This is a genomic window from Arthrobacter koreensis, from assembly GCF_035792275.1.
GTDB lineage: Bacteria > Actinomycetota > Actinomycetes > Actinomycetales > Micrococcaceae > Arthrobacter_B > Arthrobacter_B koreensis_A.
Genome location: NZ_JAMWKK010000010.1, coordinates 60,109 through 74,522, shown reverse-complemented (window position 1 = coordinate 74,522; position 14,414 = coordinate 60,109). Strand labels below are relative to the sequence as shown.

The 14,414-nt window shown below is 66.4% G+C and carries 17 protein-coding genes; 10 read left to right on the top strand and 7 right to left on the bottom strand.

Annotation, left to right across the window (positions count from 1 at the left end; genetic code table 11):
• Nucleotides 1–55: 55 nt before the first annotated feature.
• Both NGB94_RS11195 and NGB94_RS11190 read left to right on the top strand, forming a co-directional pair.
• Complete coding sequence (locus tag NGB94_RS11195; RefSeq protein ID WP_325790783.1) at nt 56–1,111, top strand: DNA polymerase IV; 1,056 nt, start codon at nt 56–58, stop codon at nt 1,109–1,111.
• A 114-nt stretch (nt 1,112–1,225) separates the two neighbouring features.
• The gene (locus NGB94_RS11190) at nt 1,226–1,354 is read left to right on the top strand and encodes a hypothetical protein (protein ID WP_325790719.1); all 129 of its coding nucleotides are present in this window, start codon (nt 1,226–1,228) and stop codon (nt 1,352–1,354) included.
• Between the two features lie 54 nt (nt 1,355–1,408).
• Here NGB94_RS11190 and NGB94_RS11185 read toward each other — a convergent pair whose 3' ends face one another.
• The 4 genes from NGB94_RS11185 to NGB94_RS11170 are packed head-to-tail and all read right to left on the bottom strand — an operon-like array spanning nt 1,409 to nt 4,189.
• Nucleotides 1,409–2,377 carry a lantibiotic dehydratase C-terminal domain-containing protein gene (locus tag NGB94_RS11185; RefSeq protein WP_325790718.1) on the bottom strand — a complete coding sequence of 323 codons (969 nt, stop codon included), beginning with the start codon at nt 2,375–2,377 and terminating at the stop codon, nt 1,409–1,411.
• Complete coding sequence (locus NGB94_RS11180; protein WP_325790717.1) at nt 2,374–2,928, bottom strand: hypothetical protein; 555 nt, start codon at nt 2,926–2,928, stop codon at nt 2,374–2,376. The genes NGB94_RS11185 and NGB94_RS11180 overlap by 4 nt, the downstream gene beginning before the upstream one ends.
• 44 nt (nt 2,929–2,972) lie before the next feature.
• Nucleotides 2,973–3,437 (bottom strand): SRPBCC family protein, encoded by a 465-nt coding sequence (locus NGB94_RS11175; RefSeq protein WP_325790716.1) that lies wholly within the window; start codon nt 3,435–3,437, stop codon nt 2,973–2,975.
• A complete protein-coding gene (locus tag NGB94_RS11170) occupies nt 3,434–4,189 on the bottom strand; it encodes an EAL domain-containing protein (protein ID WP_325790715.1) in 756 nt (251 codons plus the stop codon). Before NGB94_RS11170 ends, NGB94_RS11175 begins: the two co-directional genes overlap by 4 nt.
• 205 nt (nt 4,190–4,394) lie before the next feature.
• Between NGB94_RS11170 and NGB94_RS11165 the strand changes: the two genes are divergently transcribed.
• The 3 genes from NGB94_RS11165 (at nt 4,395) to NGB94_RS11155 (ending at nt 6,223) form a co-directional block, all read left to right on the top strand.
• The gene (locus tag NGB94_RS11165) at nt 4,395–5,207 is read left to right on the top strand and encodes a hypothetical protein (protein WP_325790714.1); all 813 of its coding nucleotides are present in this window, start codon (nt 4,395–4,397) and stop codon (nt 5,205–5,207) included.
• A gap of 21 nt (nt 5,208–5,228) precedes the next feature.
• Complete coding sequence (locus NGB94_RS11160; protein ID WP_325790713.1) at nt 5,229–5,474, top strand: hypothetical protein; 246 nt, start codon at nt 5,229–5,231, stop codon at nt 5,472–5,474.
• Nucleotides 5,475–5,590: 116 nt separating this feature from the next.
• A complete protein-coding gene (locus tag NGB94_RS11155) occupies nt 5,591–6,223 on the top strand; it encodes an SRPBCC family protein (RefSeq protein WP_325790712.1) in 633 nt (210 codons plus the stop codon).
• Here the strand turns inward: NGB94_RS11155 and NGB94_RS11150 are convergent.
• Complete coding sequence (locus NGB94_RS11150) at nt 6,220–7,011, bottom strand: SDR family oxidoreductase (protein ID WP_325790711.1); 792 nt, start codon at nt 7,009–7,011, stop codon at nt 6,220–6,222. The genes NGB94_RS11155 and NGB94_RS11150 overlap by 4 nt on opposite strands.
• Before the next feature lie 101 nt (nt 7,012–7,112).
• Here NGB94_RS11150 and NGB94_RS11145 point away from each other — a divergent pair, with 101 nt between their 5' ends.
• Nucleotides 7,113–9,008: an AfsR/SARP family transcriptional regulator gene (locus NGB94_RS11145; RefSeq protein ID WP_325790710.1), complete on the top strand. Its 1,896-nt coding sequence runs from the start codon at nt 7,113–7,115 to the stop codon at nt 9,006–9,008.
• Here the strand turns inward: NGB94_RS11145 and NGB94_RS11140 are convergent.
• Nucleotides 8,996–9,463 (bottom strand): VOC family protein, encoded by a 468-nt coding sequence (locus NGB94_RS11140; protein WP_325790709.1) that lies wholly within the window; start codon nt 9,461–9,463, stop codon nt 8,996–8,998. The two genes, NGB94_RS11145 and NGB94_RS11140, sit on opposite strands and share 13 nt — an antisense overlap.
• Nucleotides 9,464–9,570: 107 nt before the next feature.
• Between NGB94_RS11140 and NGB94_RS11135 the strand changes: the two genes are divergently transcribed.
• From NGB94_RS11135 to NGB94_RS11115, 4 genes are all read left to right on the top strand, one after another.
• Nucleotides 9,571–10,518: a helix-turn-helix transcriptional regulator gene (locus NGB94_RS11135; protein WP_325790708.1), complete on the top strand. Its 948-nt coding sequence runs from the start codon at nt 9,571–9,573 to the stop codon at nt 10,516–10,518.
• 442 nt (nt 10,519–10,960) lie between these two features.
• On the top strand, nt 10,961–12,025 hold the full coding sequence (locus NGB94_RS11125) for a hypothetical protein (RefSeq protein ID WP_325790707.1): 1,065 nt from the start codon (nt 10,961–10,963) through the stop codon (nt 12,023–12,025).
• A 100-nt stretch (nt 12,026–12,125) separates the two neighbouring features.
• A complete protein-coding gene (locus NGB94_RS11120) occupies nt 12,126–12,734 on the top strand; it encodes a hypothetical protein (RefSeq protein ID WP_325790706.1) in 609 nt (202 codons plus the stop codon).
• A 68-nt stretch (nt 12,735–12,802) separates the two neighbouring features.
• A complete protein-coding gene (locus NGB94_RS11115) occupies nt 12,803–13,468 on the top strand; it encodes a Type 1 glutamine amidotransferase-like domain-containing protein (RefSeq protein ID WP_325790705.1) in 666 nt (221 codons plus the stop codon).
• Between the two features lie 22 nt (nt 13,469–13,490).
• Here the strand turns inward: NGB94_RS11115 and NGB94_RS11110 are convergent, their stop codons facing one another.
• Nucleotides 13,491–14,387 (bottom strand): LysR family transcriptional regulator, encoded by an 897-nt coding sequence (locus NGB94_RS11110; protein WP_325790704.1) that lies wholly within the window; start codon nt 14,385–14,387, stop codon nt 13,491–13,493.
• Nucleotides 14,388–14,414: the final 27 nt, after the last annotated feature.

Here is a 14,414-nt window from a genome sequence, read left to right as displayed (position 1 = left end):
GGTGCCGGCCCGCCGTTTTTCCGGCACACTGGTGCGCGTGACCTCAAATCCCTGGGTGCTGCACGTGGATCTCGACCAGTTCATCGCGGCGGTCGAGGTGCTCCGGCGCCCGGAACTCGCAGGCCTGCCCGTCATCGTGGGCGGCCGGGGAGACCCCACCGAACGGGCCGTAGTGTCCACGGCCTCCTACGAGGCGCGGGCGTTCGGCGTCGGCTCCGGGATGCCGCTGCGCGTCGCCGCCCGGAAGGTGCCCGACGCCGTTTTCCTACCGGTCGACGCCGATGCCTACCTGGCTGCCTCGGACGCGGTGATGGCGGCGCTGCGCGCCCAGCCCGGCGCCGTCGTGCAGGTCCTTGGCTGGGACGAAGCGTTCGTCGGGATCGAAGCGGAGGACCCGGAAGCCTATGCACGCGGCCTGCAGGCCGCGGTCCTGGAGAAGACGCAGCTGCACTGCAGCGTAGGAATCGGGGACACCCTGATCCGCGCCAAGAACGCCACCGACTTCGGCAAGCCGGCCGGCACGTTCCGGCTCACGGCGGAGAACTGGCTGGACGTTATGGGCGCCAGGCCCACCAAGGAACTCTGGGGCGTGGGCAGCAGGATTTCCGCCCGGCTGGCCAAGCTGGGCATCAGCACCGTGGCGGAGCTGGCAGCGGCCGACCCGCAGGCCCTGGTGCCGGAGTTCGGTCCGAAAATGGGCCCCTGGTACGCCACCCTCGGCCGCGGCGACGGCTCCGCCGTCGTCGATGACACGCCCTGGGTCGCCCGCGGACACAGCCGGGAGACCACCTTCCAGACCAACCTGACCGACCCGGACCAGGTGCGCGACGCCGTCACGCGGCTGACTGCCGACGTCCTGGCGGATGTGGCGGCGGAGGGGCGGCCGGTGATCGGTCTGACGCTGAAGGTCCGTTACGCGCCTTTCACCACCAAGACCCATGCCCGCAGGATCCCGGAGACCTTCGACCGGGACGAGGTCCTGGCCCGGGCGCTGGATCTTGCCGGCGCCATTGAGGACGGACGTCCGATCCGGCTGCTGGGCCTGCGCGCGGAAATGACCATGCCCGACGACGCCCGGAAGGGACACACGCCCACGCGCGGCGGCTGGTGATCCAGAGGCAACCGGAAAGGGGTGGTACTCCCCGCCCGGACGGGTGCACGATGGGTCTACCGGCCGGGACTGACGTATCCCGGGTCCCGGATCCTCGAAGGAAGGTGCATCCTCATGGCAGATCTCGGCGGAATGGCAGACAAGGCGAAGGACGCCGCCCAGGACAACCCGGAGAAGGTTGACCAGGCCAAGGACAAGATCAAGGACGCCGTCGACGGAAATAAGGACGACGACCAGAACTGACACCCAAACATAAAGCCGGGCCGCCTGGAAACGGGCGGCCCGGCTTTGCTGTTATCAGCGGGAGTGGGGATGGTCCTCGTCTGGGCTCTCCCGCCCGCTGCTCCAGGCCTGCGCGTAGAAACCCAGCACCGCCTCCTCCCGAGGGGAAAACCCCATTCGGTTGCACAGGAGCATGCTTTCCGCCAGGACCATTTGCTGCGCACTGCGGCTGATGCGTTTCTTGTCCGCCCGGAACAGGTACATGTCGACGGCCCGCGCCCATCGTTTCCGCCAGACGTCGACCGAAGGCTCGGCCTGAAGGACCGCCATCTTCCGGTGAGCCCCGGTGAGACGCTGGCCGGTCTGGTCCCGCATCGTCCTCCGTGCCTGTTCGGCACGCGCACCGAAGGACGAGCTGCAGGTGTTCAGGTGAGTGTTCCAGTAGTAGTCCCAGCTGACCGTCCTGCGGTCGGCCCAGCGGGCGGAGCGCGGACCCCACATCATGCTGTGGGCCGCGTCAAAGAGCAGCAGCGCCGCGAGCGATTCCCGGGTTTTCCGAGCGGGAAAGCGGTTCACCGACCAGATCGCCAGGTCAGATGCCAGTTCGGAAACTTCCGCCACCAGCTGCATCCCCTCCATGCCGCCGTACTGCGCGAATACAGCCTCCATCGCTGCGGGTATGGGCCGCCCCGGCTTGGGCGGATAGACCAGGCTTTGCAGCTCGGTGAGCGTGACGGCGCCCAGCTGCGCTCCGCGTTCCTCCGCCAGCGCGTGAGCGAATTTCCATACCCTGTCCACAGCCCCGGCGTGCGCGCGCAGATGGAACCTCACCTGCGGTTTCTCTGAATCGAAGTTGCGGGCGAACCCAAACCGGTAGCTTCCCCAGGCACGCGCCTGCGCGCTTAGCGGTGCAACCATGTGGCGGACAACGTCATCGCAGGACCCTTTCCGCTCCGCTTCGATTGTTAGCGTCCACCACAGAATTTCTCCATGGGTGGTCCCGGATGGCCCTTGGGGCGATTTCGGTATCTCGTGGTGGCTCATGGTCCCTCGCCTGAGCGGACCGAGTCCAGTTCGCGGAGGAGCGTTTCGGGATCGGCAACGTCAAAGAAGCCAACCTGGGAGGATCCCGCCATGAAAAAGTCCAGGCCTGTGTTCTGGTAGGCGTTCGGCCTCTTCCCCTGTCCAAAGAGGATGGTTGCGTGCCTGCCGTCCCGGGAGCGCTTGACCTGCGTCGGAGTGCCGTTCAGGGGGATGTCCTGGGAAGACCTCGTCCCCTTGGCGACTATCGCCCGGGAATCAGTGAGGCCGTAGACGGTGCTGCGCTTGTCCCGCCGCTTGAAAAGAAAGCGTCCAAAAACGAAGTAAAGTCCCACGAGCACAAACACGGCCCCGAACACCATAAAGAAGATTGGGGCACCGAGGTTGACGGCCATCGTCAGCCAGAAGACCGCGAAACCGCACCAGAGAATGCTGAAGGGGATCATAAACATATCCACCGGTGCGAAATTCACTGCGGGATCGGGGCGCCCCGTCCAGCGAAGCCGTTCCCCGGAACGAAGCAGTGGTTCGAGTCGCTGCCAGTCATCATTCATGGGCGGAGTGTTGCATCTGGAACTCAAACGGGCAACGGGTGGTATCAGCCCTGTTTTGTGCCGTTTCCACCGATGGTCAGATAGCGGTTCCGCTCTTCAATCAGTTTCCGCAGATATCCAGCGAGCACCAGCTTTTCAGCCGCGCGCCCCAGGACACCGAAAGGCGCCTGGAACTCTATGCGGTCAACCATCACGGTTCCGGCCGTATCTTCGCTGAATTCGTGAATATGCCGAAACCTGCGGAAAGGTCCTTTCACCTGTTCATCGACGAAGCATCGGGGTATGTCCATTTCGGTGATCCTGCTGGTCATGCGGAGTGGAAGCCCGAAGTGCCAGGCCCGCCAGGTCACTTCCTCGCCGAGGGAGATGAGGCCTGACGTTATTCCCGCGACTGCTTCCTCTCGAGAAGCAGCCATTGAGGCTTTGTGGGCATCGATGCTGCGTGAACGGTCGAAGAGCTCGCGCAGCGGAAGGGCGGTGTGAGTAGTGCATTCGAAGCGGACGGTCATGTCGCAGCCAGCTGCCCTCCGCGCACCTGGGGGAGTTCCTCGAACGCCGGCTGCGCGAACCAATAGCCCTGGAACAGCCGGATGCCGGCCTCCTGCAGCACCAGGAATTCCTCTTCGCTTTCGATGCCCTCCGCCAGCACCGTAATCTCCAGTTCCCCGGCAATCGCGAGAATGCCGTCGACGACTGCCCGGCGGGCCGGACTGGTATCGATTCCCCGGATGAGCTTCATATCGATCTTGATCAGGTCCGGCTGGAAATCTGCCAGCAGGCCGAGGCCTGCGTAACCGGCACCGAAATCATCGAGGGCCGTGGTGAACCCGTGCCTGCGGTACTCCGTGATGATGTTGGTGAGATGGCCGGTGTCCCGCACTTCCTCGTTCTCGGTGAACTCAAACATGATCGAGGACATCGGGAATCGGAACTCCCGCGCGGCGCGCAGTGTTGCCCGCAGGCACGCGGCGGGTTCGTACACCGCCTTGGGCAGGAAGTTGATGGACAGCTTCAGCTCCTCCCCCGCGGGAAAAAGCCGGGAGGCCAGTTCAATGGCTTTGGTGCGGCAGTCCTGGTCGAAGCGGTAGAGCTGTTCCGGCGAGACCTTGGACAGGACCTCGTAGGCGCCCTCGCCGTTTGTCCCGCGGACCAGCGCTTCATAACCCCAGACCCGGCGTTCAACGGCGTCGTAAATTGGCTGGAACGCCATGCTGAAATCGAAATCGAGCTGGGCAGCCGTGCTGCAGCCATCACATGGCATGGGTCCCCCGTTTGTCGTTGTTTCCCGAATGCTACCGTCCGGCCCCGCACATGCCCCGGAGCCAGTCGTTCGCCGCTCCGAGCGGATCCCCCGTGGCGGCGGCGCGCCGCTCGGCTCCCGCCCCCTGCCCGGAGTCCGGAATGCGTGCCTTGGAGCCTCCCGGCGGCTAGGGTGTGGGACGACTGTCCACACACTCGGGGGAACCATGAAAAAAGCCGTTTCTGTCTCTGCCCTGGCACTGCTGCTCCTGACCGGTTGCACGGCGGCGGCCGAAGCCAAGCCCGAAGGTTCCGTCCCGCCGTCGCCCGCCGGTCCGGCCGCAGCGCCCGCCACGTCCGCCGCGCCACAGTCCCCGGCTCAGGAGACAGAGGAACAGTCCTGCACCACGCTGATGGGCGACGGCGGCTCCGGCCCGCTGTACAAAAGCATCCAGCTGGTGCGCATCAGCGACGGCACCTTCAGCTTCCAGCCCTCCTCGCCGGAGAACACAGAGAAGCTGCACAAGACGGTGCTGGCAGCCGCAGACACCGCACCGGAGGACATCGGTGTGCTGCTGACGGCGCTCTCAGCCGGAACGGAAAACGCCCTGCAGGTCGCCGGCGGCAAAGGATCCCAGCCCGTGAATTTCGATCCCTTCGGCTGGAGCGATGCAGCCGGCCAGCTGCTCACCCGCTGCGCGCCGTATGAAGCCGCGTCCGCAGGTGTTCCGGCGGCTCCGGACCTCGGATCCCCGGAAGCCGTCGGAGCCAGGTTCCCGGGGTACCCGCTGGTGGTGGACGCCGCGTCCGTCGATTACCGCGCGGGCGCCTGGCTGGAAGACAAGCTTGCGGATGGGCGCGTCGTGGCACTGGCACCGGGGCTGTACGCTCCGCATGACCCGAATGTGACTGATCTGGGCGCCTACTACGCCTCGTCCGACGGCGTCTCCGGGGACACGGCAATGAAACAGACAGTCTTCCCCGGTTCAGGTGCTGCCGGTGCGTTTGCCGGAATAACCGCCGGGTCACAGGAACCGTAACGGTCTGACGAAGGAGGCTCTGTGGATCCACGGAATCACCCGACGGTACGCCGCGGTACAAGCTGGTGGCGGTATCAATCAGTGATCGGATCAGTCGTCCTGCTGGGCCTGGCCGTGCTGTTGCTGCGGGAACCGGCGCTGATGAACGTCCTGGGTGCGCTGGCCTGCGCCCTCGCCACCGGCCTGCTCATCTATTTCAGCGAAAAACAGATCAAGGCCCTGCGCCGTGAGTACCGGTACGAGGACGAGGACACGCCGCACAGCTAGCCGGACCCGCGGTTCACCGGCTTCCATGATTGCCATAGCCCGGTGCCGGTGCCATATTGGGGCGCATGGGATGGGGACGGCGGATAGTGTGCGCGACGGCGGCCGCAGCAGCCGTATTGGCATTGCGCCGCGCATCGCTGAGGTGGGGTGCCTCCGAGGACGAACTGCGCATGGCCCTGCCCGGCGATGAGCTGGTTCCAGTGCCTGACCTCGCAGCAACCCGCGCCATCACCGTGGCTGCACCTCCGGCCGCCGTCTGGCCCTGGCTCACGCAGCTGGGCCAGAACCGCGGCGGTTTCTACAGCTACGACTGGCTCGAGAACCTCATGGGTCTGGGCATCCACAGCGCGAATGTGATCCGGCCCGAGCTGCAGGTTCACGCAGTCGGGGACGCAGTGAACCTTGCGCCCGGCGGCGGGCTTTCGGTGGTTCGGCTGGATCCGGACAGTGCGCTGGTCCTTGGCGGCGGCGCCGGGCCCGGCGGGGTTGTCTCCGGTCCCGACGACGGCGGTGCCCCCTTCGATTTCACCTGGTCTTTCGTGCTGCTGCCCCAGGCGGGCGGTTCAACACGACTCGTGGTCCGCGAGCGCTACGCCTACCGCACGGTCTGGGCGGGCGTCATGGTCGAACCCGTGGAAATGGCCAGTTTCCTCATGACGGAACGGATGCTGCGCGGCATCCGGGACCGGGCGGAGCGAAACCACAGGGAGCGAAACCACAGGGAGCGGAATCAGGCGGAGCGGACCTAAAGCACCGTCGTCAGCACGCCGCCGTCGACCCGTACCGCTGCACCGTTCGTTGCGGAGGCCCGCGGGCTCGCCAGGAATACCGTCATGGCGGCAATCTCGGCGGGTTCAATGAACCGTTCCAGGAGCGTGGTCTGGTTCGCCGCAATGATCGCGGCCTTCATCTCCCCGGCAGCCAGCCCGGTCTGGGCGGCGAGTGATTCGACAGTCCCGGCAACGCCGTCAGAATACGTGGGCCCGCCCAGGACCGAGTTCACCGTGACGCCGGTGCCCCGGGTGAGTTTCGCCAGTCCGTTTCCAACCGCCATCATCGCGGCCTTGGAGGCGCCGTAGTGGATCATGTCCGCCGGAACACTGACGCCGGATTCGCTGCTGATAAACACAATCCGCCCCCAACCCCGTTCCAGCATCCCCGGCATCAGCCGGCGGGCAAGCTGCACTCCGCTGAGGGTGTTGACCTCGAAATACCGCCGCCATTCATCGGCGGGAATCTCCGTGAACGGCTGAAGGCCGAACAGGCCCACGTTGCTGACCAGGATGTCGACGTCGGGCAGTTCCGTGCACAGCCGTTCAACCTGGTCCGGGTCGGAGAAATCCGCCGCAATGCCGTCCACGGCTGCGCCCGGCACTTCCCGGCGAAGCGTTTCGACGGCGGCTGCGAGTTTCCCGGTTTCGCGGCCGTTGAGTGTCACCTGAACGCCTTCCCCGGCCAGAGCCTTGGCGATCGCGTAGCCGATTCCCTGTGTGGAGCCGCTGATGAACGCGGTTTTCGCGGTGAGCTGCAAATCCATGGTGTTCCTTTCCTGCCGCCTGCGCGGCTGTTCCTGGAACGAGGTTCCCACTGCTGGATCAGCGCCCGATCAGCCGGGTGCACGCGAACTAGAATCAGCGGGTGAGCAAGCTACGACTCCGCGTCCTCGGTCCGGTCAGCGCGGAGATCGGCGGCAGCCCGCTCCGGCTGTCCAAGGCGCGGCAGCGTGAGGTCCTGGCGATCCTGACCGCTGCACGGGGACGGGCCGTGCCCGCGGACGGACTGATCGAAGATTTGTGGGACGACGCCCCGGCCGGCGCACTCGGTGCCGTGCGCACCTTCGTCGGTGAACTCCGCCGCATCCTGGAACCCGCCCGGCCGGCCCGGACTCCCCCTGCGATCCTCGTGACCGTCCCCGGCGGTTACGCGCTCAGGCTCGGGACGGACGACGTCGACCTGTGGCGGGCGGAGCAGGCGGTCCAGTCCGCTGCGGGGCTGGGTCCGGCTGCCCGGGAGGCACAGCTGGCAGCAGCGCTTGGGGAATGGCGCGGAACCGCATTCGAGGAGTTCGGCGCACGGCCCTGGGCCAGGGCAGAACGGGCCAGGGTCGCTGAGCTGCGTGCGTCGACGGTGGAGCAGCTGGCGCAAACCCGGCTGGAACTCGGCCGCCCGAAAGACGTCTTTGGCCTGCTGGATGCACACGTGGCTGAGTACCCGTGGCGGGAGGAAGGCTGGCGGCTGCTCGCACTTGCCCTGTACCGCGGCGCTCGGCAGGCCGATGCCCTGGCTTTGCTGTCCAAGGCCCGTTCGACTTTGCGCCACGATCTCGGCCTGGATCCGGGGCAGCCACTGGCAGATCTGGAGCAGCGCATCCTGCGCCATGATCCGTCCCTGAGTCCGGATGACGACGGCGGGACACTCCTGCGGCGCACCGCCACCGCGGCTGCCCAGGCCGGTCAGCGCACCCAGCTGGAAAGCGTGGCTCGGCTGCTGCCCGTGCTTGCGGTGTCAGGGTCCGTCCAGCTGGCAGCCGAGCAGCGCACAGCAGTCATCGCGGCCACGGAGCAGTTCGGAGATCCGGAACTGGCGGCACGGGTCATCGGCGGGTTCGAGGTGCCCGGAAGCTGGACCCGCTCAGATGATCCAGCCCAGGCTGCAGCCGTGGTCCACGCTGCCCTGCGTACGCTCGCTGCACTTCCGTCCGAAACCTCGGCCCGGGTCCGTGCCAGGCTGCTGGCCACTGCTGCCATGGAATCGCGCGGCACCGCGGACCGCCTGGCCGAAGCCGCCGAGGCCGAGCGGACCGCACGGCAGCTGAACGATCCGGCGCTGCTGTGTTTCGCGCTCAGCGCCCGGTACCAGCAGAGCTTTAAGACGGCGGGGCTGGCCGCGGCACGCGAAGCGCTGGGTTCTGAGATCACCGCCGTCGCGGTGGAGGCTGAGCTGCCGACCTTCGAGATCCAGGGACGCCTGATCCAGATGCAGGCACTCTGCGCACTCGGCCGCATTGAGGCGGCGTCGCTGGAAGCCAGCCGGATCGATGCCCTCGCTGTCCGGTTCGACCGGGCGCTGGCCATGGTGTTCACGGCCTGGTTCCGGTACACCTTCCTGCAGCGTCCCATGCCGCCGGACGGCGCGGAGATGCCCGGTTTCCGGGCGGGCCTGCCGGCTCTGGCCGAGCTCACCGGTGCTGTCCGGAAAGGTTCGGACCTGCCCGACGGGAACTTCGGACCGTACGAGCCGTGGGCGCGGCCACTGCTGCTGGTACGGGCCGGGCGCATGGAGGAAGCACGATCGGCGCTTGGGTGCCTTCCTGATCCTCCCAGCGATCTGATGCTCGAAGTGTCCTGGTTCCTCGCCGGTCTTGCCGCGCTTGAAACCGGTCACCGGGAGGCAGGCCTGCGTGCATACCGTGCCCTGCTGCCGGCGGCGGCTGAACGTGCCGCCGGCAGCGGAGCCGTGGATTCGGGCCCGGTCCGGCCGCTGCTCGATGCCCTCTGGGAGCTCGCAGAGCCGGACACAGCTCACCCGTTGTAGGGGACCTCGACGTCGATCACCCAGGTGACGCCGAAGCGGTCAGTGAGCATGCCAAAGCCCGGGCTCCACGCGGACGCGGCAAGCGGTTCGATGATGTCGCCGCCGTCGGCCAGTCCGTCCCAGAGCTTTGTGACTTCCTCCAGGCTCTGTCCGCGCAGGGACTGGAAGAAGGTACGGTCCGTGACGGTGGTGCCGTTCTCGCGGCGGGTGCTCCCAGCGGTTCCGGCGATGTCGGTGCTGTCCTGGCCGGGGATGTCGTAGGCCATCAGCCGGAAACCGTCAGCGCTCTCGACCTGCCCGAACACGATCTTCTCCGCTCCGGGAGCCTCCTTCGGCATGCCAAAGTCTCCGTAGGTTGCTGACGTCAGGGTGCCTCCGAAGACCTGCTGGTAGAACTCCAGGGCCTGCCCGGCGGAGCCGCGGAAGTTCAGGTGGGTAGTGGTGGTGATGCTCATGGGATCTGTTCCTTTGGTTCGCTGTCAGGGCCGCTGCTGCGGCCATGACAACAGCCTTAACCTGGTAGCGGACAGGATGTGTCCTCTTCTTCGGCCATACTCAATTCATGCCCGGAACTTCATCACGGATGCTTGCCCTGCTCTCGCTGCTGCAGTCCCGCCGGGACTGGCCCGGCCAGGTCCTGGCCGAGCGCCTGAAGGTGACATCGCGGACCGTCCGCCGCGACGTCGACCGGCTCCGCGAGCTGGGCTACTCGATCACGGCCGCCAAGGGGCCCGACGGCGGTTACCGGCTGGCTGCCGGTTCGGAACTCCCGCCGCTGCTGTTCGACGATGAGCAGGCCGTGGCCATCGCCGTCGCGCTCCAAAGCGCGCCGTCCAGCGGGGTTGACCTGGACGAGGCCGCGGCGCGGGCGCTGACAACGGTAAAGCAGGTGATGCCGTCCCGGCTGCGGCACCGGGTGGAAGGAATTCAGTTCACCGACGCCGGCACTCCTGCCCGTGTGGACCCGGCAGTTCTCGAAGCGGTCAGCACCGCCACCCGCGAGCACCGGATTCTCCGGTTCGAGTACGGCGGGGACTGGTCGGTTCCGCCCAGGCGGGTGGAACCGCATGCTGTGGTCGCCCGCCGGGGCCGCTGGTATCTGGTCGCCTGGGACCTGGATAAAGCGGATTGGCGGATCTACCGGCTGGATCGGATGACACCGAAGTCCCCGGCGGGTGCAGCCTTTACACCGCGGCCGGTTCCGACCGGCGGCGCCGGATCCTACCTAGCCTCGCGTTTGAAGGGATCGGACGACGGCAACGCGTGGCCCTGCTACGGCGAACTGCTGATCGAACTCCCCGCCGCAGCGATTGCGCCGTGGCTCGGGGACGGTGAGCTTGAACAGGTCTCGGAGACGAGCTGCCGGGTGCGGGCCGGGTCATGGTCCTGGGCGGGGCTGGCTTCCTGGGCCCTGCGTTTCGATGCACCGTTCACAGTTCTGGGGCCGGATGGGTTCATCGACTCGCTGTCCGGGTTTGCCGGACGGATCGAGGCCGCCCGACCCGATTAGCAGGGAAGTGCGCCGGGCCGGTCAGCGCTCCGCGTCGGCGTGCTGGGGCGGCCAAACCACCGTGAACCGTTCGAAAACGATCTCGTCTTCCTCACCCGCGGAGCGCCTGCGCCGTTGCACGCTATCCAGTGCGAACCGATCCGGGGCACCGCATCTCCCCGGGCCAGGAAGTCAGCGACGAGTTCCGACGTCGCGCGTTTCCGTCCGCTCAGCACGAGGCTTAGGAGTTCGTCTGCCAGCCGCTGCGTGTCCCCGAAATGTTCGACCGTGTATTCCGGGGACGCTGCTACTGCTTCCGGGTGCGCGGCACTGTAGGCCTGCCACATTCGGATCGCTGCCTCTTGGTCAATCGTGCTTACCGGATCAGATTCCACCAGCCCATGATGTCGGGCTTGGACTCGTGCTCCGCAGCGGAAACCCGCGTTACGGATAGGGTGAGCCGATGGATGCAGACGCAGATGTACTGCTGGCAGGGCCGCGTGGGCGCCGGCTGTGCCTTGAGCTGGCCATGGAGCTGGACCCGCTGATCAGGTCCGCGGTGTTTCCCCTTGCCTACAGCCTGGATCCGGGCGCGGGAACAAGCCGGGCGGTATTGCTGCTCGCCTCTGGCGAGGACGACGGCGCGCTTCCGGAGCCGTCACTTGCGGACCTCCTCACCGGGCTGAACTCCCTCGACGTAACGCGGACAGGGGCCGACCTCATTGACAGTGCACTGGTTCGGGCGGTCAACACGTCGCAGCCCTGGCAGGAGCCGGACGGAGAGGACGTCCTTGCGGCCCTGCCGGAGGTCAAAGCCGCGTTCGCTCCCCTGGCCCGGCACATCATGACGATACCCTCCGCCCAGTGGTGGGATCAGAACCGGACAACCAGGCAGTGGACCATCGACTGGCGGCCGGCAGACGATCCCGCGCCTCTGCCCCGGGATGCGGCACAAACTCTGTCTGCCTGGGCCCGTTCCGCGCGTGCCGAAGAAGCCCGAGCTGAGAAGGACCGTCCCCGGGATCCCACCGCCAATTGGTCGGGAACGTGGTGGTCCTTCCCGCAGGGAACCCTGCAGACAGTTGCCCGAATACCCCTGGGCTTGGACCTCATTGAAGACTCCTTCGGCGAGGAATCCGCGACGGTCATCCCGGTGCGCGGCGCCGGGCAAACCTACGAGATTCGCAGCGGAAGCGACTGGGTATCCCTGTGCCGTGATTACCCGATGACGGTCACGGCTTCCCGGCGGCATGACTGGTTCCACTGCACCGGACGGAACGGTGCCTGGGTGATCCCTGACTGGGAGAAAGCCTCGGAGCGGTGGGACGCCGTTCATGTTTCAGCCCTGGCATATTTGAGCAGCGCCAATCGGGCACTAACCGTCGACGGCGATACGTCCACGGTCCTTGCGGGCTGGAATCCGGACACGACTATCTGGCTGACCGACGCCGCCCGCGAATGGGAAGGCCCACGGCAGTATTGGCGCCGTCCCGGTCTCGGAGTAACGTGGACCAGAACCTTGGATTGAGCCGGTTGTTGCGGGGCATGCACCGCTGTTATTCCGGCCTGTTCAAGCCGCTCTTGGCCGTCTAAGGTCTGATTAGCTAATCAACGGGGGATAAAAGCACATGGGGAAACGAGTTGCGGGCGCCGCGGCGGCGCTGCTGCTAGGCGCACTGCTCGCAGGCTGCGGACCGACGGACGCGGAAGTCAACGAGGCGCAGGCCGTCGCGGACGCAAAAGCCAGTCCAGCACCGGCCCCGTGGGAGCCCCGTCCATGTCTCGGCGGTGAGATCCTGCAGTCGGACCCCAGCGGAACCATGCAGACCATCAAGCCGGATTGCATGGACCAGGCTCTGCTCGAAGCTACGCAGGAGTTCCCGGAGCCGCTGCCGCCGGGCGTTGAATGGAAGTTCGAGTCCAGGGATTACTCGAACCCGGAGGAGAACCCGTCACTGGAAATGCCCGTCATCGAGGACGGTGTCCAGGACGTTACAGTCGCCGAAACCTGGTTGTGCACATGGATGGGTTCCTATCTGCAGGCCGTGGACGCCAATGACGCCAACGGGCAGGAGAACGCTATGGAGTATTTGTCGAAATACGTGAAACTGCCAGCAATCCAGGCACACCACGCCAATCCGCGGGACTTTGAGGCCCACGTGATCACACCGGCGAAGGCCGGCAATCCCACCACGATGCGTGAGTTTCATGCCGGCTGCTCCACCTACCTCAACTAGCGTGGACAAGATGCTGCTGGATGTGCGGCTATGGAACGCAGGTCCAGCATCCGGATGAACGGGGCATCATGAAACTCCTGCTTACCTCAGGCGGCGTGACAAACCCCAGCATTGAATCCGCGCTGGTCAGCCTGCTCGGCAAGCCCATCGCCGAGTCCCACGCCCTGGTGGTACCGACGGCGCAGTGGGGCCACCCGGCGTGCGGTCCGGCGTCGGTGGGCAGACTGGTTGCCGCCGGTCCGTGCTCCCCTCATCTGACAGGACTGGGCTGGGCGTCGCTCGGTGTCCTCGAGCTCACCGCCCTGCCATCCATCGGCGTCGAGCGCTGGGCCCCCTGGGTCCGGGAGACTGATGTGCTGCTGGTCGACGGCGGCGACGCCACCTACCTGAACCATTGGATGCACGCGTCCGGACTTGCCGACCTGCTACCCTCCCTGCCCCATACCGTGTGGGTTGGAGTCAGCGCGGGAAGCATGGTCCTGACGCCGCGCATCGGGGATTACTTCGTGGAGTGGCCGGCCGCGGCGGACGACCGCACCCTGGGCGTGGTGGACTTTTCGATCTTCCCGCACCTGTTCGCTTTTCCGGCCAATACCTTGGCCGACGCCGAACGGTGGGCCGCTGGTCTGGGCGTTCCGTCGTACGCAATCGACGAAGAGACGGCTATCCAGGTGCTCGATGGCACCGTCGCAGTCGTTTCCGAGGGGCGGTGGAAAAAGTTTGACGGCGGATAGGACGCGGTGCCCTTTCCCGGGATCAGGGCACCGCCACAATTTCTCGAAGCGCTGTGACGACCTGCTGGACTGCAGTCCGATGGAGCGCTTCCGGCCGGCAGAGCAGGTCCACGTGCCTGGCGAGCGGCAGGTCGCGGATCGGCTTGAGAACCAAACCGCTCCCCTCCGGCGGGAACGCAGTGTGCCGCGGCATCAGTGCCACGACGGAACCGGCGGCAACGATTTCCGTGGCGATAAAGAATTCATTGATTCGATGCCTGATATTCAGGGGCTGTCCCGTGTGAACGGCGATGGCCTGCAGAGCCGGCATCAGCGGGAAGCCGTCCTGGACTGACACCCATTCTTCGCCCGCCAGGTCGTCCACGCTGATGCTGGTTTCCCGGGCGAGGCGGTGCCGCTCGGACATCGCGACGTCCAGCGGCTCCCGGATCAGCGGAAGAACGCTGATCGAACCCGGCCAGGGTTTGCTGTGCTCAAGGCGGTGCGCAATCACCAGGTCATAGTCGGCAGCGAGCGCGGGGAAGGCATCCTGCCCCACATCCCGGTCGGAGCAGAGCAGCCGCGGGTTCCCCTCACCGGCCATCGCCTGAAGCAGCGGACGGAACCAGGTGAGGCCCGCACTGTTGAACGCGGCAATGCTCACCGTCGCACTGGGGTCCTGGAGGTACCGGCTCACGGCCTGCTCCGCGGAACTCATGGCGACGCTGATGTCCACGGCGGCCCGGGCCAGGGCCCGCCCCGCTTCCGTCAGGACGAGGTTCCGTCCCCGTCGCTCGGTCAGCGGAACCTCCACACGGCGCTGCAGTGCGGTCAGTTGCTGGGAGACCGCCGACGCCGAGATATGGGAGGCGCGGGCGACGGCGGCCAGGCTTCCCCGGTCGCCAAGCTCCCGCAGCAGCCGCAGCTGATGAAGATCCATAAGGACAGGCTAAACTGTTACTTCAGG